The sequence below is a fragment of the Sorangium sp. So ce726 genome, assembly GCF_051521405.1.
In the GTDB taxonomy this organism is placed as follows: Bacteria; Myxococcota_A; Polyangia; order Polyangiales; family Polyangiaceae; genus Sorangium.
Genome location: NZ_CP150349.1, coordinates 11,516,151 through 11,535,743 on the forward strand (window position 1 = coordinate 11,516,151; position 19,593 = coordinate 11,535,743).

Annotated in this window: 18 protein-coding genes; 7 read left to right on the forward strand and 11 right to left on the reverse strand. The window is 65.9% G+C overall.

What is annotated here, in order from left to right:
- Positions 1 to 5: 5 nt before the first annotated feature.
- From WME79_RS42950 to WME79_RS43000, 11 genes are all read right to left on the reverse strand, one after another.
- On the reverse strand, positions 6 to 995 hold the full coding sequence (locus WME79_RS42950; RefSeq protein ID WP_437527398.1) for a Gfo/Idh/MocA family protein: 990 nt from the start codon (positions 993 to 995) through the stop codon (positions 6 to 8).
- A 25-nt stretch (positions 996 to 1,020) separates the two neighbouring features.
- Positions 1,021 to 2,043 (reverse strand): TauD/TfdA family dioxygenase, encoded by a 1,023-nt coding sequence (locus tag WME79_RS42955; RefSeq protein ID WP_437527401.1) that lies wholly within the window; start codon positions 2,041 to 2,043, stop codon positions 1,021 to 1,023.
- Positions 2,044 to 2,089: 46 nt separating this feature from the next.
- Positions 2,090 to 3,133, reverse strand: a complete 1,044-nt coding sequence (locus WME79_RS42960) for a TauD/TfdA family dioxygenase (protein WP_437527404.1) — start codon at positions 3,131 to 3,133, stop codon at positions 2,090 to 2,092.
- 308 nt (positions 3,134 to 3,441) lie between these two features.
- Positions 3,442 to 3,804, reverse strand: a complete 363-nt coding sequence (locus WME79_RS42965; protein ID WP_437527407.1) for a hypothetical protein — start codon at positions 3,802 to 3,804, stop codon at positions 3,442 to 3,444.
- Positions 3,795 to 4,322: an IS701 family transposase gene (locus WME79_RS42970; RefSeq protein WP_437527409.1), complete on the reverse strand. Its 528-nt coding sequence runs from the start codon at positions 4,320 to 4,322 to the stop codon at positions 3,795 to 3,797. The genes WME79_RS42965 and WME79_RS42970 overlap by 10 nt, the downstream gene beginning before the upstream one ends.
- Positions 4,323 to 4,423: 101 nt before the next feature.
- Positions 4,424 to 4,648 carry a transposase gene (locus WME79_RS42975; RefSeq protein WP_437527412.1) on the reverse strand — a complete coding sequence of 75 codons (225 nt, stop codon included), beginning with the start codon at positions 4,646 to 4,648 and terminating at the stop codon, positions 4,424 to 4,426.
- 133 nt (positions 4,649 to 4,781) lie between these two features.
- A complete protein-coding gene (locus WME79_RS42980) occupies positions 4,782 to 5,177 on the reverse strand; it encodes a DUF6334 family protein (RefSeq protein WP_437527415.1) in 396 nt (131 codons plus the stop codon).
- A gap of 15 nt (positions 5,178 to 5,192) precedes the next feature.
- On the reverse strand, positions 5,193 to 6,245 hold the full coding sequence (locus WME79_RS42985; RefSeq protein WP_437527418.1) for an RHS repeat domain-containing protein: 1,053 nt from the start codon (positions 6,243 to 6,245) through the stop codon (positions 5,193 to 5,195).
- 30 nt (positions 6,246 to 6,275) lie between these two features.
- Positions 6,276 to 7,358, reverse strand: coding sequence for a hypothetical protein (locus tag WME79_RS42990; RefSeq protein WP_437527421.1), 1,083 nt, complete (start codon positions 7,356 to 7,358; stop codon positions 6,276 to 6,278).
- Positions 7,359 to 7,369: 11 nt separating this feature from the next.
- The gene (locus WME79_RS42995; RefSeq protein ID WP_437527424.1) at positions 7,370 to 7,708 is read right to left on the reverse strand and encodes a hypothetical protein; all 339 of its coding nucleotides are present in this window, start codon (positions 7,706 to 7,708) and stop codon (positions 7,370 to 7,372) included.
- Positions 7,705 to 12,228 (reverse strand): RHS repeat-associated core domain-containing protein, encoded by a 4,524-nt coding sequence (locus tag WME79_RS43000; protein ID WP_437527426.1) that lies wholly within the window; start codon positions 12,226 to 12,228, stop codon positions 7,705 to 7,707. The genes WME79_RS42995 and WME79_RS43000 overlap by 4 nt, the downstream gene beginning before the upstream one ends.
- Before the next feature lie 253 nt (positions 12,229 to 12,481).
- On the opposite strand from WME79_RS43000, the gene WME79_RS43005 reads away from it, so the two are divergent.
- The 7 genes from WME79_RS43005 to WME79_RS43035 all read left to right on the forward strand — a co-directional run bounded on the left by WME79_RS43005 (position 12,482) and on the right by WME79_RS43035 (position 19,355).
- Positions 12,482 to 12,994, forward strand: coding sequence for a hypothetical protein (locus WME79_RS43005; protein ID WP_437527429.1), 513 nt, complete (start codon positions 12,482 to 12,484; stop codon positions 12,992 to 12,994).
- Between the two features lie 236 nt (positions 12,995 to 13,230).
- A complete protein-coding gene (locus tag WME79_RS43010; protein ID WP_437527432.1) occupies positions 13,231 to 13,569 on the forward strand; it encodes a hypothetical protein in 339 nt (112 codons plus the stop codon).
- Complete coding sequence (locus WME79_RS43015) at positions 13,563 to 13,838, forward strand: hypothetical protein (RefSeq protein ID WP_437527435.1); 276 nt, start codon at positions 13,563 to 13,565, stop codon at positions 13,836 to 13,838. Before WME79_RS43010 ends, WME79_RS43015 begins: the two co-directional genes overlap by 7 nt.
- 108 nt (positions 13,839 to 13,946) lie before the next feature.
- A complete protein-coding gene (locus WME79_RS43020) occupies positions 13,947 to 14,735 on the forward strand; it encodes a hypothetical protein (RefSeq protein WP_437527438.1) in 789 nt (262 codons plus the stop codon).
- A gap of 358 nt (positions 14,736 to 15,093) precedes the next feature.
- Positions 15,094 to 16,155 (forward strand): hypothetical protein, encoded by a 1,062-nt coding sequence (locus WME79_RS43025; protein ID WP_437527440.1) that lies wholly within the window; start codon positions 15,094 to 15,096, stop codon positions 16,153 to 16,155.
- Positions 16,156 to 16,638: 483 nt separating this feature from the next.
- Positions 16,639 to 17,406: a hypothetical protein gene (locus tag WME79_RS43030; RefSeq protein ID WP_437527443.1), complete on the forward strand. Its 768-nt coding sequence runs from the start codon at positions 16,639 to 16,641 to the stop codon at positions 17,404 to 17,406.
- Positions 17,407 to 18,509: 1,103 nt separating this feature from the next.
- Positions 18,510 to 19,355, forward strand: coding sequence for a hypothetical protein (locus tag WME79_RS43035; RefSeq protein WP_437527446.1), 846 nt, complete (start codon positions 18,510 to 18,512; stop codon positions 19,353 to 19,355).
- Positions 19,356 to 19,593 lie beyond the last annotated feature (238 nt).

Genomic DNA, 19,593 nt, shown 5'->3' on the forward strand with positions numbered 1-19,593 from the left:
CAATTCTATGGCCCCCCATCAGCAATGGAAACAGGGCCGCCCGTGGAGAGGGATCGGCCAATGGCTTCGAAAACCGCCACGCCGTTGAGCACGTCGTCCATGGGAATGGGATACGGGGCCTCTCCGGAGATGGCATCGGCAAAAGCCTCGATTTCGGCGCGCTCCGTGGAAACAGCCTCAAAGGAAAAGGGACCGCCTTTGCCTGCGAGGTCGACAATTTCGAGCGTGTCCGGGCCACGAATCTCCGCGGAGCCCTGGGTCCCGAATACCTGAAGGCGAAATGTCGGCGCCGTGGCCATCATCGTCGTCACCGAGGCCGTGGCTCCGGAGGCCAGGGTGAGAAGGGCGGAGACGGTGTCCTCAAGAGGCTCCAGGGCCGGGATGCGCGAGGAGCCCACCGCGAACACGCCGGTGACGGGACCGCCGAGATGGATGATCGCGTCGATCATATGAATGCCACCTCCGGCGAAGCCGCCCGCCGGATTTTCCTCCGCTGTCAAACGCCATTGCCCGGGGGAAAATCGCCCGATGAGGTTCGCGGAGAAGTTGCTTTCGATGTGACGAAGGGTGCCGAGGCCGCCCTCCCCGACGACGCTCTTTAGTTTGCGCATCGCGGGAAGAAACCGACGGTTAAACCCCGTGGCCACCACAACTCCCGCCGCCGAAGCGGCAGCGGAGGCCTGCGCCGCGCTGGAGGAGGTGAGCGTGAACGGCTTTTCGACAAAAACGGGGCGCCCCGCGCGGACGCAGGCTTCGATCTGCGCCGCGTGGAGGGAATGGGGTGTGGCGAGCACGATGCCCGCGATCGTCGGTTGGGCCAGCGCTTCTTCCAGCGAGGCGAGGACCTTGATCCCCCGCGAGGCGGCTGCCTGTTCGATGCGTCCGGGAGTACGGCTGACCGCGGCGGCAAAACGGACTTTGGGGCTGACGCCCTGCACGGCATCCACGAGGAAGGTGCCCCACCGCCCAAGTCCGACGATTGCCAGGTCGATCATCGACGTCTTTCAGGTAGAGGTCCCGTCACGTGGCCGATACCTGCGGCGCTTCGCCGTTTTTGGCCGACACGTAGAACCCGTCATGGGTGTGCAAGCGTTGCAAATTGGGATGGAGGGGACGGCGGTCCCCGGGATGCAACTTGAGCCAGAGCCGCAGGAGGAGCCGGCGCCGCTCGACTTCGGGCCAATCCTCGAAGGTGGAGCGCGAATGAAGGACCGTGTAGTTGCTCATCAACGAAGCTTCTCCTGGTTCCAGCATGAACTTGTAGGCGAACTCGTCGCTGTCGGCGACCTGCTGAAAATAGTCGAGCGCGTCCCGCTGAAGCTGGGTCATTTCCTTGTTCCTCGCGGCCTGCTCGAGGAACGGCTTGACCATGAAGACGCTGAGCTGGCCCTCGACTTCGCTGAAGACCGGAACGCGGTAATCGGTTATCAGCGACCGCTCGCCCTTCGCCTCCTCCCCCTGCCAATGGACGTAGTAACCGGCATAGAGCGGGGCGAGATATTCGGGATGGGCCTCGACGATCTTGTCATGAATGGCGAGGGCGCTCGCTATTCCGCTGTGGCCGCCCAACTTGGCCTTGCGGATCGTCAGAAGACCGACCAGCGCGCTGAAGTCGCTGTGCATGTCCAGGGGAATATTGGAGTTGTAGGCCCGCCCGCCCCCGAGATCGATGACCTGGTTCAGCCGGTCGCCGTGATGGCTCTGCTCGACCGGCACTCCGAGCTGCTTGCCCACGGCCCAAAACAACAATCCCATTTCCTCCGGCGTATAGGTCTCGACCGGCCAGCCGCGGATGATGATGACGCCGCGCTTGTGGAGAACTTCGTCGGCGATCCGGCGGATATCGTCGTGAATCTCGACGAGGGGAAGATCGCTCTCGGAAGCGGTCCGGAGCGTGAGGTTACGTTTCCGCACCTCATCCATGATCTTTTCGAACGCTTTCAGGTGCCGGGGCCCGAGATCGAAGGAGATTATTTCTTTCGTCAGGTCCGAGGCTTTCCAGGCCCCGGGATGGCCAGTGTACCTTGCAAGGCTGTTCGACATGTCGATTTCCCGCGTGAAGGATTGCAGGGCAAGGGGGCAATTCTCACTACATCACTTTCGCCGGCGACGGGGAGAAATTTCCAGTAATTGTGTCGTAAAACCGACGAATGCTCGAATGGACCGGCTGCGTTTCCTGGGAAGTCCTCAGCCACAGCCGCAGGAGAAAGCGGCGGCGCTCCTGTTCCGGCCAGTCCTCGAAGGGAGCGCGGTCGTGCAGAATGGCGTAGTTGTTGACGAACAACGCCTCGCCCGCTTCCAGCATGAAGGTGAATTTCAGTTCATCCCCGACGACATGAAAGTATTCGAGCGCCTTGCGCTGCAGTTCCGTGAGCGGTTCTTTCCGCTCCGCGACCGCCTGCTCGACGACCCTTTTGTTCATGAAAGAAACGCTGACCTGCCCGTCGAGCTCGCTGAAGAGGGGCACGCGGTAGTCGGGGTTGATTGGACGCTCACCTTTCTTCTCGTTGCCCGTCCAGTAAATATAATAGCCCTCGTACAGAGGCGCCAGATACTCCGGATGCGTGGCGGCAATGCGGTTATGAATCGCTATTCCGCTGACCAGGCCGCTCGATCCCCCCGATTTGGCCCGCCGGATGGCCATCAGCCCCATGATGCCACCGTAATCGGTATGGAGCGTCATCGCGTTTTCGGAGGTGAAACCTTTGCCCCGCGTCCCCGGTACCAGCTGGGGAACATCGGTCACATAGCCGAGGCGATCCCCTTTCCAGCTTTGAACGATGGGTTGGCCCCATTGCTTGCCCAATACCCAGTAAAGGAGAGCAATCTCCGCTTCCGTAAAGCGGTCCATCGGCCATCCGCGAACGATGACCACGCCGCGGCCATTCAGGATTCTGTCGGCGATGAGCTGCACATCGTCCTGGATGTCCTCGAGCTGAAAATCCTCGTTGGAAGCGTTCTCGAGCGTGACGCTGCGTTTCCGGGCTTCCTGGATCACGCGGTCAAATGCATCCAGGTGTCTGGGCCCGAGATCGAAGGCAACTTCGTCCTTGGTCAGGTTCTTTCCATCCCAGGCCCGGGGGTGTTTGATCTGTTTCGTTTGGATCTTGGAGGGAGCAAACGATGTTTCCATGGTGGGTCATCCTCTCGGGGGCGCGAAGCCGGCAAAGCTGACGAGATCGTCTTTTCCCGCCTGATCCTTTCGATGGTGCTGCGCTGTCGCCGCACAGTATACCGCTTCCCAGGCAACGTCATCATGGGATCCTGAGGGGGACCGCCATCAATCGCCTCGGCCTAGCACCACTGTGTCACAGCCGGAGGGACTGGAGCCTGGGGCCCTCGGCGTGTCGACGGTGGCAGCTGGGGCACCGGGACAGCCAGCGGGTCAGCACGCGGGCGATGGCGAGACGACAGGTGGCGAAGGAGTCGCTAAAATGGCGCTCAGGCCGCGAGCGGGAACGGCGAGGAGCAACGCGTCCGTCCGGCCGAGGGGGGAAAATGCCGCGCGCGTTCGGCGACAACGAACGCGTAGCAGCTGAGGGCGACGGTCACATGGTGGTGCCAGCCGGGAAAGCGCCGGCCTTCGAAGTGATCCAGGCCGAGCTCGCCCTTCAATTCCTCGTAGACCTTCTCGGTACGGTAGCGCTCCTTGTAAATGCTAACGATCTCCCTCCGGGACATTCGGGCCGGCAGCGTCGTGAGGGCGAACTTCGTCGGCTGACGTTCCCCGTCGAGCCACTCGATCAGGAGCCAGACCGGCTCGTGCTGCGCGATCGGAAGGCCATCGCGGCTCGCTACGCGCACGCGCCGCAGCGCGACGACAACGTGCGCCCGGTCCCTTCGCGCCAGGCAATCCGCCGAAAGGCCCGACGGCCGAGACGTCGCTCCAGCTCGCCCACGCTCACCGGGGTGCATCGCTCGGAGTCGCTTCCGTTGAGACGCAGGGCTTTGATGGGCGCTTCGATCGCCACGGCGTAGTCGAACCCCAACAGGCGCACCGTCTCCCGGAACTCATGGGCGTTGCCGTAGAGGGCATCGGCGAGCACGATGTCGCCGGGGATCTCTTCGCGCACGGCGCAGTCGATCATGCCGAGCGCCAAGTCGACCTTGCTCTTGTACTGCACGGACGCAGGAATGCGGGCTTCGCGCCGTCGCGTCGGATCCTTGGACCAGCTCAGAGGCAGGTACAGCTCGAAATCGACGGGTACGTGGTGGTAGCGCGTTGCCACGCTCAGGCTGATGCCGATCTGGCAGTTGGTGATCTTGCCGGCGGAGCCGGTGTACTGCCGTTGAACCCCCACCGAGTGCTCGTCCTTCTTCAAAAAAAGCCCGTGTCGTCGATGATCCACGCCGAGACCAGAGCGTGCTCAGCCATCGCCGCGATGGCGTAGCGGGCTGCGTACCGGCGCACGGCGCGGTCGTCCTAGTGCGCGTTCGAGATGAAATGCTGCAGGCTCTGGTGCGCCGCCTGCACGCGCGCCGGGTCGGGGCAGGCTCGGGCAGCGAGCGGCTCGATGCTCTTGCGTTCCGCCTCGCCGAGCAGCCCCATCGCATAGATCGCGAACGACTCGCGCCGCAGCGGATGGGCAAGGATGTCCCCGATGTCCGAGAAGTAGGCGTCCAGCCGCCGCTGGGCGGCAGCGTCCATCGTGTACTCCACGGCATAGGAGGCTGCGTCGCGCCCATCGGGCGGCAAGCTCCGGTCCGCCTAAAGGCTCCAGCTTTCCGGGAGATTCCTGAGGCAGCTTCAGCTCACCCCGCCCGGTCGCGACACAGTGGTGTTAAAGCGTGCGCAGTACAAGCGTTGAGGCGCGAACCACGATCTGCAACGTAATTGAAGGATGATCAACAGTACCAAACTCGATCTGTAACCCATCGATCCTGCCTTGGGTATTGGTCATTACCCACGCCCAGAGAATGGGGTATCCGATCGCCGAGATCCACTCAGCAGGCGCCAACACCGTACGAATCGCCCCATCCGAAAGAGCAGCGGGGAAAGCCTCGGAGACGCATATAGAATCATCTATTCCTTCTGCATGGACAAAAAACTCCTTCTCAGAGAACGCGAGGCGCACGCCGACACATTGCCCGCTAAGGTCCTCATCTACGTATAATTCAACCATGGTCAACGAGCTACCTTCGTCGACGAATGGACGCATCACATCAAGTACGTTCATGCTCTCGATCTCAGTTTACTGGCCGTGATTCTTGCCGCCAAGTCGAGCGGCATCTTTCAGCAATTTGATTGCTTTGACCGCTGCCCCGTCTCCTTGGGCTGCCGCGTTCGCGAGTTCGCCAATTGTTCTGTCTGCCAGATCTCCAGCTTTTCTCACCACCCCTCCTCCGCCTCCTCGCGCCAGGATCTCTTCGCGGAGCGTCTTGTCCTTCATTTGGCGAAGCGCGGGGTCCTGAAGCACTTTCCGGCCAGCACCCGTCAGCCTCACTCCACCATTTGCATCATCGCGCGCTCTGTCGCCTCCGCCTCCAGGTGTCCTCCGCTCTCCCGGCGGCTGCGCCTCAGGAGGCGCGGGGGGTTTCGGCGGTTGCTTGTCACCACCCCCTCCCGCCGCCGGCGGTAGCGGCGGCGCCGCGACGTGGTCGGGCGTGTCCTCGGGTATGGGGAACGATTCGGGTGGCTTGGGAGGGTCTCCATTCGCGGCAGCATCAAAGATCAGATAGCCTGCGTAGCCGATAGACCCTACAACCAACGCACCAGCAACGACAATCTCTCCGACAGGCGTCGGCTCGAGCGCCGCCGCCGCGAGCGCCGTGGCAATGAACTTCCGCGTCGCGTCATCGAACTTCCCGGTCGGATCGACGAGGACCACAGGGTTGTTGGACGTATACGTGTACAGCCCCAGGTTGATGGGCCGGTACACCCCACCGCTCGGCGCCCCCCGCATGTACTGGTCCAGGATCGGATCCGGGCTCAGCCACACCCCCAGCCGCGGCTCATAGCTCCGCGCCCCGTAGTGATAGAGCCCCGTCGACAGATCGAGCTCCTTCCCGTTGAACAGGTACGGCTGCCTGTTCTGGTACCGCGAGTCCGTCTGGTCCGCCCACAGCTCCCCGCTCGGCAGGTACTCCACGTGCTGGCTCAGCGCCTGGTCCTGGTCGGTGACGTACTGCGTGCTCCCGAGGTGGTCCGGGTGGTAGTACAGCACCGGCGGCCTCTGGTAGTAGTCCGCGTCGATCTTGCTCGCGATCCGTGTCTCCCCCGCGAACAGGTGCTTCGTCGCGATCACCCCGTTGCGCACCACGAGGTGCTGGTCGACCTACGCCGTCTCCTCCTCCCCGGCGACCCGGTGCAGGTGGACCCGCCGCTCCCCCGCGCCGTCGTACAGCGCACGCGACATCTCCTGCCCGTTCTCGCTCACCGACACCAGCCGGTTGTCCTCGTCCCAGCTCAGCGTGTGCTGCGGGCTGCCCCGGTACTTCCACGGCTTGTGGTTGCCGTTCGCGTCGTAGAACAGCTTCCTCAGCCGCGGCTGCGACTCCGCCGGCACGTACTCGTCCACCTGGTTCGCCGCGTGCGGCCTCGGCCCGGTGTAGCGGTAGTCGTTCCGGTACGTCCTCTCACGGATCGGGTAGTCGAGCCGCCACTGCCCCGGGCCATTCGGCACGTACCGAGCGACCTCCTGGCGCTTCGCCGTCGCGTTCCCGAGGACGTCGTAGTCGATGCCCAGCGTGTACCGCTGCTGCTCGTTTCCCCGCTCCTGGTAGATCCCCGACGCCTCCGTGAGCTGGTTCAGGTCGTCGTACGCGAACCGCTGCTGCGTGCGCGCCACCATCACGGCCCCGCCCAGCGACTCGTCGAACGGCACCTCGTTGTTCAGCTCCCGGATGTTGCCGACGAGGTCGTACCGGTAGCGCAGCCGCTGGAACGGCCTCGGCGGCCGCCCCATCGACCGCATCTGCGCGCTCTGGTGGTCCGCGTTGACCTCCGTCATCCGCCTCGTTGACTCGTCGTACCGGTACTTCGTCTCGATCCCGTTGCCCGCCACCACACGCACCCGCTGCCCGAACTCGTTGTACCCGATGTGCCTCAGGTACTCCGTCGTCCTCGGCTCGCTCGGGTGCTGCGGATTGACGCGCTGGTTCTCCCCGACCACCGACACCACCGCACCGCCTCGGTCGTACCCGTAGCGCACGATCTCCTCGCCCGAACCCGGGAAGTGGATCTCCCGCATCCGTCCCAGCGCGTCGAATACATCCTTCAGCGTCGCCTGGTACGGTCCACGGTACTCCACGTGCTGGCTCAGCGCCTGGTCCTGGTCGGTGACGTGCTGCGTGCTCCCGAGCCCCGAAAGCCCTGCGCGTCGCCGGTTCGGTCCGCGTCGCCTTACGTAAAGACGCACGTCCTCCTCGCTCAGGAAACCTGACTCTTGACCTCGATACTACGACACAGAAAGCACACAAAATCCTCCTCCGCGTCGGTCACCCTATAAAACAGGTCCTCCCAGCCACGGTCACTTATATCCTCAACAACAAACAACACCAATTCAGTCAACGAAACCGAATCACCTCTAAACTTGAGCTGCACGACACCACTAAACACAACAACCGTATCTTCAGCGTTATCTGGATCACGCAACCGAACCGTCAAGACCAAACCTGAACCTTCTCCTTCTACGAGGCCTCGATCGAGACTCAGCTGAACCACATGTCCCATTCGCGCGATCGTGCGCGCCAACGATTCGCTTGTCATTGTGGCTTATACTCTCCGGGAACGTGGCTTTTGACTTCTTGACCGGCAGCACCAGGCTTCGACCAGTCGTATACATGATGATGCGTATCCGGGATCCCTTGCGCCTTATTACCTGCGTTATAATCGGTTCTTCCGACCAGTCGCCCATATTCGTCATAGTAAGCTTTCCAGGGCTCCACTCGGCCCTGGTCGCTCACATATTGCCCCTCCAGCATCCGCGTCCCGGGCGTTACCTGTTTGGGCGCTTTCGCGGCGAGATGCTCGCTGATCTGGGAAGCTGGTACCGCGGTCGGGACCCCCGGTGCTGTCGTTCCGCCGCTGCTATCCCCACCGGTCGCTGCCATCTGCATGGTCATGGCGCCCTGCATCACAGCGGCACGACCGCTCACGGCGAGCACCACCCCCACCTCGACGCCCGCGACAGCAACCGGAACTGCTGCGGGAGCCGCTGCGCCGCCCGAACCGGCGGTGGCCGCCACGCCGCCTGCAGCTGAACCACCTGCAATCACGCCGCCTACAGCCATCTGCACCGCGCCGCCGGTCATCTGCCCGGCTCCCATGCCGACTTGGAACGACTCGGTATCCTTTGGCGGCGGCAAGAAGCCCAACACGTTGCCAACAACAGGTGTCGCGCCGAGCACAAATCCGTACGAGAATCCGAGAACGGTATCCTCTGCACGCGCGAGGCCTGCCTCGATTTCCTCGACCGTTGGCCATTTTCCCGTGGGATCCATGAGCACAACCGGGTTGTTCCACGCATACGTGTACATCCCTAGGTTGATGGGTCGATACACCCCGCCATTGATCCTGCCGACCATGTACTCTGTCAGCACCGGATCCGGGCTCAGCCACACCCCGAGCCTCGGCTCATAGCTCCGCGCCCCGTAGTGGTAGAGCCCCGTCGACAGGTCGAGCTCTTTCCCATTGAACAGGTACGGCTGCCTGTTCTGGTACCGCGAGTCCGTCTGGTCCGCCCACAGCTCCCCGCTCGGCAGGTACTCCACGTGCTGGCTCAGCGCCTGGTCCTGGTCGGTGACGTACTGCGTGCTCCCGAGGTGGTCCGGGTGGTAGTACAGCACCGGCGGCCTCTGGTAGTAGTCCGCGTCGATCTTGCTCGCGATCCGTGTCTCCCCCGCGAACAGGTGCTTCGTCGCGATCACCCCATTGCGCACCACGAGGTGCTGGTCGACGTACGCCGTCTCCTCCTCCCCGGCGACCCGGTGCAGGTGGACCCGCCGCTCCCCCGCGCCGTCGTACAGCGCACGCGACATCTCCTGCCCGTTCTCGCTCACCGACACCAGCCGGTTGTCCTCGTCCCAGCTCAGCGTGCGCTGCGGGCTGCCCCGGTACTTCCACGGCTTGTGGTTGCCGTTCGCGTCGTACGACAGCTCCCTCAGCCGCGGCTGCGACTCCGCTGGCACGTACTCGTCCACCTGGTTCGCCGCGTGCGGCCTCGGCCCGGTGTAGCGGTAGTCGTTCCGGTACGTCCTCTCCCGGATCGGGTACTGCAGCTGCCAATTGTCCGGCCCGACCCGCCCGTACCGGGCCACCTCTTGCCGCTTCGTCGTCGCGTTCCCGAGGACGTCGTAGTCGATACCCAGCGTGTACCGCTCCTGCTCCTGGTTCCGCTCCTGGTAGATCCCCGAAGCCTCGGTCAGCTGGTTCAGGTCGTCGTACGCGAACCGCTGCTGCGTCCGCGCCACCATGACTGCCCCGCTCAGTGACTCGTCGAACGGCACCTCGTTGTTCAACTCACGGATGTTGCCGACGAGATCATACCGGTACCGCAGCCGCTGGAACGGCCTCGGCGGCCGCCCCATCGATCGCATCTGCGCGCTCTGGTGGTCCGCGTTGACCTCCGTCATCCGCCTCGTCGACTCGTCGTACCGGTACTTCGTCTCGATCCCGTTGCCCGCCACCACACGCACCCGCTGCCCGAACTCGTCGTACCCGATGTGCCTCAGGTACTCCGTCGTCCTCGGCTCGCTCGGGTGCTGCGGATTGACCCGCTGATTCTCCCCGACCACCGACACCACCGCGCCGCCGCGGTCGTACCCATAGCGCACGATCTCCTCGCCCGAACCCGGGAAGTGGAGCTCCTGCATCCGCCCCAGCGCGTCGAACATGTACTTCATCGTCGCCTGGTACGGCCCGCGGTGCGGCTCCCGCAGCCTCGGGAACTCCGAGTTCAGCTCCGCGGTGTTGCCGAAGCGATCGTAACGGAAGCTGCGCTTACCCGCCGCGCTCGTCTCTCCGACCAGCCGCGCCGCTCGGTTGCCTTCCTCGTCCCCGGCGTCGTCCGGCTCGCCGTACGTGTAGACCACGTCCTGCGTCACCGGATAGTCGATCTTCCGCAGCCGGTTGAAGTTGTACTCGTACCGGATCAGCTGCCCCCGCCCCGCGAGCTCCGCCGTCTGCTTCGCTCGCAGGTTCCCGGTCAGATCGTACCGCCACTCCGTGCGGCCCGCGTCGGGGCTCACCAGCGTCACCATCCGGCCGACCGAATCGTACGTCGCCGTCGTCGCGTTGTTCCGCGCATCCGTCACCCGCACGAGCTCGCCGAGGGGGTTATGCTGGTAACGCGTCACGATCCGCGTCTCCACCCCCTTGATCCGGTTGAACTCCTCCACCGCCGCGATCCGCCCACCCACGTCCCGGTACGTGTTCCGCATCTTCGCGTTGGCGTCGATCACCATCTCCTGGAACAGCAACTGTCCTTCCAGTGCCACCAGGTCGTGCTCGATCGCCGTCCGCGCGTAGCCGCCCGGCGCGCTCGTGTCCGGCATGGCGACCTCCCGCACACGCGAGAGCGCGTCATAACGCGTGAGCGTCGGCCGCAGCAGCGCCAGGCTCACGAAGGCCGTGTCCGCCTCCGCGCTGAAGCCCGGCTGCCCCTGCTCCACCACGCGGCCGAGCGCGTCGAACGACACCGCCCCGCTGACCGTCATCCCGACTTCCGTGCCCGTACCCGTGTCGCGCTCGTGGTCCTTCTTGGTCTGCAGCACGCGCCCCAGCCCATCCGCGAACGTCACCGTCACGATCGGGTCGCCCGGGTGCTCCACGTCCTTGTGGCTCGTCTTCGCCCACGCCGGCAGCGCCGCTGTCTGACCCGGCTGGAGCGCATACTCGAACCCGATCGCCGGCTCCCCTTCTCCCGCCGGCTCCTCCGCGCTCCAGACCTTGCTCGGCGTGCACCCGACCGGCACGGCGTCCTCGCCGTCCTCCGCCAGATCGCCCGGCCCCCAGACCTCGGTGAGCCGCCCGAAGTCGTCCACCCGGTGCACCATCGTGTGCCCGTTGACATCGGTCTCCTGAGCCACCGTGCCATACAGCAGATTCGGCACGCTGTTCGAATGGTACCCGAAGCTGTCGCTCGCGCACGTGCGGTAGCTGTGCGTCACCTCATCGTAGCTGTACGTCAGCTTGTAGCTGTTCGGGTCGGTCGACGTCTCGAGGTTGCCGAAGTCATCGAACCCATAGCTCCACGTGGCCTCCACGTTCGCGTAGGTCGTCCCATCCGCCCGCTTGCCGCCGGAGATGACGTTCGTGACCGTCCGCAGCGCGCCCGTCCCCGGCCAGTACGTCGCCGTGCGCCGGCGCAGCACGCGACCCTGCTCGTCCGTCGTCTCGACGAGCTCCGGCTTCACGATGTAAGCCGTGCCAGGCTCCGTGTAGTCCACCCTCTGATGCAGATTGTCGTCCGGCGTATTGGCCTCGCCGTCGGCGTGCAGCTCGGTCAGGTTGCCGAGCTCATCGAAGACCCGCGTCTCGCGCGTGCTCTTGTGCGGCGCGCTCGGGTCGGCGGTCGTCCCCTCGTAGAACGCGCTCCTCCTCTCCGTCTCCTTGGGGAAGAACCAGCCCACCCTGGGCTCCAGCCCCTGGGGCGGCGGCGCGTAGTCGACCTCGTTCACCGTGTAGAGCAGCCCGTCGCCGTCGCGCAGCGTCGAGTGCGCGACAAAGCCGCGGCGGTAGACGTCGTGGTTCAGGTGCTCGACGTCCTCGCTCGACATCGCCGTGACGCCATCCTCGCCGAGCGCCGTCGTCGTCACGAGCCCGTACCCGAGCTCGACGCGCTCCTCCCGGTCGTAGACCCCATCCGCGTGCGTCGCGATGCTCGTCCGGTACGCATGCACCCCGTACACCCCCGGCGCTCCCTCCACGCCGTCGTGCACCGTCACCTCGCTCAGCACCCACTGGCTCGACGGCATATCGACCTGAGGCGCCCTATCCATCTCGCCGAGCGCCCCTTCGCTCGGCACGACCAGGTTGCCCTCGCGCTGGTAGTCCAGCTCGATGCTCCCGCCGAGCGGCCGGCCCACCCGCCGCAAGAGATTCGTCTTGCCGAGCGCGTTGACCCGCGCGTACACCGTCGCGTCGCCGTCCCGCTTGAGCACGTGATCCTGAAGCCCATCGCCGTCGATGTCCTCGAACGCGAGGTGCGATGAGCCGGCGCCTTCCGAGTAGAACACCGAGCCGCCGACGCACACGAAGTAGCAGACATCGACCTTGAAGCTGCCCACGTGGGCGCGCTGCGTCCGATAGAGCGGCGGATTTGGCGCGTCTTGGGATGTGGGAGACACGCCTGGTAGGGAAAGTTCTCGGGCGTCATGCGCAGGATGTAGTCAACGCGTGGACGCGTAGCGTCGATGTAGGCGTGGACGCCCCGCTCCCTCCTCGCCCCCTTCGTCCAGCTGCTCCACCCGGCGGAACGGTCGGCCCGCCGGGGGGGCTCGTCATTATCAACAACCGCCGACCTGACAGAGGAGTCCATTCATGCCCTCATCCAATCCAGCATCCAATCAATTCTCGTGCTCCTGGTCCCAACAGCACAAAACACTGTTCGAGGCCGCGCGCGCTCGCTACCGCGCGGCGATGAGGCTCTTTGCGCCCGATCGGCCCCTCCAGGCCGTCGAAACTCACGTCGCCGATGACGGCTCCGTCCTCGAGTGGGCGCTGCGCCTGGTCGGCTCCGTCCAGTACGCCGACCCTCCGGCGGCCGTGAGCACCGTCGACCCGGAAGCGGCGCGCGTCGTGGACCTCGTCTGGTTGCCGATGGTCAAGGGGTCGGAGGTCAGCATGGTCCCGGGTTTTGCCCTGCGCTTCACCGCGCGGGGCAAAGAACCCGAGTTGCGGCGGCTCGACGGGATGGCGACGGCGGCGCTCCACAAGACAGGCCCCATGGTCATCGTCGGCGAGCGCAGCCCGCGCATGCCCCCCGGGTTTCCGCAGCCGGAAACCAAGCACCTGGAGGAGCTGGAGAAGGCGCGTCGCGAGCTGCGCGGCTGACCGCCCCCTGCTGAGCCCCGTAGTCGTAGGCCGCGCGCGCTAGGCGCTCTGGGCTGAGCGCTCCGGCGTGGAGAGCTCGCCCTGGGCGGAGCCGAGCACCGGGCAGCGGAGGGACGTTCGAACGAAAGGGCCGCGGCCCTGTCCGGTCTAGCGCTGGCCGGTCCGGCAACACCCAACGTTCAATCACGGCATGACCACGAGCCCGGCCCGAAGCGCCGGATCCAAGGATTTTTGGTATGATGACATCCTGTTCCTCGATTCTCTGGGTGGAACAACACGCGAAGATCCTCAACGACGTGCGCGAACGCTACCGCGCCTGCCTCGCCGTCTACTCGCCCGAGATCCTCGAGAGCGAGCGGGACGAGCTCGCGGCCGACGACGGCGCCGTCATCGCGTGGGCGCTCCATCGCATCGCCATCGCCGACGGGTTCCCGGAGCTCCGACCCGTGGCACCGGACGCGACGCGACCCCACGCGACGGGGCAGGCCGTCAGCATCCCGCGCTCGAGTGCCGCGCGCCTCGCCGCGCACGGCGGCGCCGCCGCGGCCGAGCTCCGCAAGAGGGCCACGTGCTGACGCCGGCGAGGCCTCGCCTCGCGCGGTCGGTCCTCGACCTTGTCGCCCGGCTCGACTTCCAGCCGTTCGGGGGCCCGTTCGACGGGTTGGGCAGCTTCGCCGCGGCGGACGACAGGACGTGGTTCCTCGCCATCGTCCAAGGCGCGACACCGGGCCGGATGCGCTGGGCCATCATTGAGCGAGCGCGCGCGCACGCTGGCGGGCCCTTCCCTGAGGTGGAGCCCATGCCGCCCGGCGTGGGGCCACTCATGTTCCGGCGCTCGACCTAGGACGTCCTGCGCTCCGCCACGCTCGACACGTCCGGCGCGCTCTGCTTCGACGGCTACCGCTACGAGCTCGCCCTCTGGTACATCGGCGAGTGCTGCCACGCGGCGCTTATGGACGTCGGCCCGGCCGTGGCGACATCCACGCCGGGCAGCGCTGCCTCCGAGCGGTGCCCAAACACCGGCCCTGCGACCGCGCGCAGCCCCGAGGCGATCACCCGTCCGATGCCGCGCACGCCGCTCGGCCGGCTCTCGCCGAGCGAGATCCCCGCCCCGCTCCGCGCGCAGGCCTCCGGCGCGCAGGATGCGCCCGGTGCGCTCGGCCTCGCCCAGGTCGCGCTCGACGGCGACTGGCTCCATCCGCGGCGGGGCGTGCAGGGTGAGGGCTTTGCGGGCCGCGGCGGCTTTCGCGTCGTCTCGGTGTTGCCCCAGGACGCCCCGCGCCCCTCCCCTGCTCCGGGGGGCAGCTCGCCGGCCGAACCCACCACGCGGCCCGAGCTCGCGCCGCCCCGACCGCTGCTCGATCGGGATCTGCTCGCCGTGGCCGCGCGGCTTGACTACCGGCCGATCGGCGGCTCCGCGTGGGGGACGTTCGCGCCCGACGGAGACCTGAGCACCGCCCTGTCCGTCGTCGAGGGCCCCGGGCCGGGTCAGGCGCGGTGGACGGCGCTGGAGCTGCCAAGCACCCCGCGCCCGGCCACCTACGAGGCGCTGAGGGGCCGCCAGGGGCCTCCCGGCCTGGGCCCGGTGATGTTTTCGCGCGAGGTCTGGGCGGCGCTCCGCGCCGGCACGCTCGACGCCGGCGGCGCCCTCGTGCACGAGGGTCGCCGTCACGACGTGGCATGGTGGTTTAACGGGCGCTTCTTTGCCGCGCGCCTGGTGCCCGCCGACGAGGCCGTCTAAGCCCAGAGTTCCCGCCGGGACGCGCGGGTGCACACCGGTCCGGGAGACGCCGCGAGGACCGCTGCGCTCGGAGGCTCACGCGCGGCGCCGCAGTGGAGCTCGGCGAAATCGACGCCTGTTCTGTGGCCAGGGTGCCGTCTTCCGGAGCCCTCTTGTTGCGTGCTGCTGTTCGAGCGCGCGGAGGTGCACGCAGAGTCGCGCCTATTGTCCGCGGAGCTCGGTTGCTGTGTTTGCGTGCAACATTCCAGAATGGAATTTAAGCAAGCAAGTGGTCCATGCTAGCGTTTACAGCGGTGGACGCTGGTCCGCTTGGGTATCGATACCCAGTCTCTTCCACCACGCGCGCGAGGAGATTCGCATGAAGAAGATGGTCCTGATGGTAGCTGTGTTCGTCACGGCGTGCGGCGCTATCGACGATGGCACAAGTGCGGGCGACGACGGTACTTCCGTGGTCGGCACAGACGTCGGCGACGATGGTATTCCAGCGGACAGTGTCGGATTGGTCAGCGAGGAACCTGTAGGCGAAGCGCAGCAGGCATTGAAGCTGACCTGCGACGACGTCTGTGACGTTGTGGGCATTGGGGTCCAAGCTGCGCCCATGGTGGCGGCAAGATGCTTGGCCTTCGGAGTCTGGGGCCCCGTCGCATGCGGCCTGGGAGGATTCGCAGCTTGCAAGATGGCGTGCGCGCCTGGGGTCGGGCGCCGATGCGTCAAGCACGGTGAAAATGGCAAGGCTTGCGTCAATCGCACTAACTTCTGGTGGTGTGACAACCAAGCCGATGGCAATAGGGTCCGTGTCTGGTACGAGCTGACGAATAAGCCTGGAGTGGTGAAAACGGATTATGCACCGAGCAACGGGTGCTGGTACGTCGGCTATCCGAGAATCCAGAATATAAAGCGCTTGCAGGTGTGCACCGAGCGAGAAGGATGCAGCGGATGGGCTCCTATAACAGGCGCCGTTGCGAGCGCGTCTGTATTCGACGACGAGCAGCTGCCCGACATTAGCCTCACGCCGCTCTGGAGATACTGGAACGATTCGAATCTCGATCACTACTATACGATCGACAGAAACGACGCTGGCTTGGCCTCCTACGGATACAGCTTCGAGGTGTCAGAAGGGTCGATTCTGCGCAACGCTGAAATAGGGACCGTTCCGATTTACCAGTATTGGAACGAGGGTCTTGGTGATCATTTTTACACGACGAATTGGTCCGAATTGGGCGGCGGTGCATTGAACTATACCTATGAAGGTGTCACTGGACACATTCTTCCCCAGCAATATGCCGGCACGGTGCCGCTCCATCGATATTGGTCCGAAACTGCCGGCGATCACTACTACACGAAGGCCTATCATCCGAGCGGTTTCTGCTACGGGCAATGTTGGGCATACGAGGGCGTTCTCGGGTACGTCTATCCGTGATGCGCAGGTCACGTCTTCGGTGGCCGGCGGGAAGCGCCCGGTCATCGCCATGGGCGCCACCCCCTTGCGGCTCTTGCCGGGGTCGATGCGCAGCGGCCATAGGGTCGAGGTGAACGCCGGCGAGCTCGACGGGCGGCGCCTGGTCCGCGTCCCGCTCGATGCGCGATGGCTGCACGAAGCGCTCACCTTCCGGTCAGGCTGCGCCGAACAGGACGGTTTTCGTATTCTGACCGTCCTGCCCGAGGGGCCGCCACGACCCCGCGCCTGCTTCGCGGTCGCCGTGCTCCTCGCGCGTCCAGTGGCCCGGCCCAGCTCGCCAGAACGTGGGAGCTCCGCGAGCTCGCTGCGCTCGCGCTGCCCGCGGGCGGCTGGCCCTTGGCCGCGCCGCGGCCCTCGATGCCGTGGCGCGCGGCGAGCTCGTCGGTCGTGTAGCCTGGGCAGCGCTCTCGGACGAGCGCCGGGGCGGGAGGTCTTTCGATGCGGATGCGTGATGTGGTCTCGGCGCTGCTCGGCGGTGGCGCAATCTATCTGGCGATGGTGGCCTGCGCGGCCTCCGAGAAGGGTTCGTCCGGTCACCCGGCGCAGCAGACCGGGGGAGGTTCCGGCCAAGGCGCCGAAGGCAGCACCACCGCGCAGCAGACCGGGGGAGGTTCCGGCCAGGGCGCAGCGGGCGGCGCGCACGCGCAGCAGACCGCCGCGAGCTCCGGCGCCCACGGCAACGGGGGCAACGGCGGATTTGGCGGATTTATGGACCCCGTACCGGACGCCTCAGCAGATCCGATGAGCGGGTCTCGGCTAAAAGCGCGGTATCGCACCACCGAGGACGGGGCAAAGGTATACGATACAACACGTTGGTTTGACTCTACAAGACGAGAAATCTGCGCCTTCTATCTCGCTGCAGACGGCCAGGAACGCTGTCTTCCTGGCCTTGTAGACGCGTCGATCGCCACTCCAATAAGTGGATACTTCGCGGAGTCAAGCTGCACGAAGGAAGTTGTTATGTACAAGAAAGGATGTACTCCGAAATACGCATATAATACCGCCCAATCCGACGCAGCGTGCGATGCCCTCACAAATCGCATCCGCATGTTCTCGGTCGGAGAACGGCTCAGCGGCACAACCATCTACATCCCCAACAGCGCCGGCGCATGCACAGCGGTGACGGCCAATTCAGCGTACGATTATTTCCCTCTCGGAGACGAGATCCCACCGTCCGCCTTCGTCGCTGCAACGTGGTCCGTCGACCCGTAGGGGAACGAACCAGAGACGGCGTCGCTCTGGTCGGCTGGATCGGCGGACGGAGCGCCCGACGCCGTGAGCGGGATGTCCCACCGTGACCGGGCGCCATGGACCGGCAGGCATCAACGCGGGCGTGCTCGACAAGCTCGCGCTGCGCGGCGTCCTCGGCCGCTCTGTCCCCTGCGCCGTGGCGCGGCCGTGGTGTCGCGGCGGCTCCGCCTCGCTACGGGCTGAGGAGCGCCGCCGTGGGCTCGGGGCGCGCGGCGCTTCAACCTGGAGAAGATGATCCCGCCGCTCGCGAGGCGAGCCTCCCGGCCGCGGCACCCCTGAGCGCGTTCGCACTGGAAGCCCAGGAGGTCGTGGGCCTGGTGCCTGATAAGAAGGCGTTATCGCGCACCAGCCGAGCCACCCGTTCGGCCCGTCCGCGTGCAGAACGTGACCCTACCGGTCGGCCGGAAACTTCCGAAGCGCAGGGGACGGCCGAAGCAGGTGGCAGCCGGCTCTTGCCGGCGCTCCGACCCGCCCTGGGCATCGTTGAACCAAGGAGAGCGCCTCTCCGTGAGCGATCTCGCGGAGGAACCACGCAACGGCCCCCCGCCCGTCCCGCATCCCTGGCTCAACCCAGAGGACGCCCGTCCGCGTTCGCCGCTGCATCGTGGTCTGTCGACCCAAAGAGCAAGAGCCGTGGACCGGGCGCGAGAGCGACGCTCGACGAGCGCAGCGCGCTCGTCCTCGATGCTCAGCGCTACGACCTCGCCATCTCGCACAGCAGGCGGTTCTGGTACGCCGAGCTCGTCCACGTCGGCGCCGCCAAAGCCGCGCCGACGCCAGGCCGCTCCGCACTAGCCCGCGTGTCGCATTCGAGACACTCCCGACGCAAGGTCTGTTGAATTCGCAGCCACCTATGTCCCGCATGACCCGCCGTGTCAACACCACCTCGATTACAACCGATTACAGCGCGCCGCCCTCTCCTCGCCTCGCCGGCCGCCTATCCCTCGGTGTCGCGCGAATGGCTCGGCGCAGCAGCATTCAGACGCGCCAGCGCGCCAAACGACCTTGACAGCCACTCTCGATACGCGACCATCCTCCGGTACCTCTCAACCAGGAGGGAACTCATGCCCCCGACAAGCACCGTGAAAAACATGCCCGGATCCACGTCTCCCAAGGCCAGGTCGTCCAGCAGGGCACCGACCACGAAGTCGAAGCGCCCGGCCGTAAAGCCCCACGATCCGACCAGCGAGGAGGCGCTCCTCGCGCTGGACTCGGCCTACGCGTCTGCCCCCGACATGCCCCTGAGCGTCGCGAACCGCGAGCTCACCTCCCTGACGCGCCTCGCGCAAGCGCAGCAATCACGCATGTCCAGGATCGGTGTCACCTCCGACAAGGTGGATCTCCTCGCGCGCCTCGCGCGGCGCCTCGGCGCGCTCGAGAAGGCGTGGCAGAGGGCGCGTGGCGCCGTGACGCTCACGTCCGCGCAGCGCAAGCTCCGCGACGAGGCCGAGGCGCTCGACGCGAAGCTCGTGGCCGGCGGCCGCTGGGGCTGCCGCGACGACGACGCCGCCCAGGAGGAGCTCTCGCGCATCGCCGACGGCTCGGGCCTTTCGGACACCATCCAGGACCTGCGCGATCTCATCGACTTCTGGTCCGATCACGAGGGCGCGCTCGGCGTGACCGATATCACGACGAAGGATCTCGCGCGGGCCAAGGCGCTCGCTGACGCGCTCGAAGACGCCGCCGCCAACGAGGCGTCGGACGCGAGCGCCGCGCACGCGCTGGATCTGCGCAACCGTTGCTTCTGGGCCGCGGACGAGCTCGCCAAGGAGATCCGCGAGGGCGGCCGTTATGCCTTTCGCGACCAACCCAAGATCGCGGCCAGGTTCGTATCGCGCTACCGGACGACCGTGAGACGGCGCTCCCGCAGGAAGGCCCAGGCCAACGAACCGTCGCCGCTCCCGAGCTGAGCCCGGAAGCATAAGTTCTCCCACGGGCGCCATCCTCTCACTCCGGCAGCCGATCCTCTCGCTCCCGAGCCCGATCCTCTCACTCCCGCGACCGATCCTCTCACTCCCGCGACCGATCCTCTCGCTCCCGAGCCCGATCCTCTCACTCCCGCGGCCGATCCTCCCGCTCCCGCGCCAAGAGCTCTCTCTTCCTCATCCTCCGCGCCCTCATCCTCTCTCTCTCGCCCATCCGCTCCAC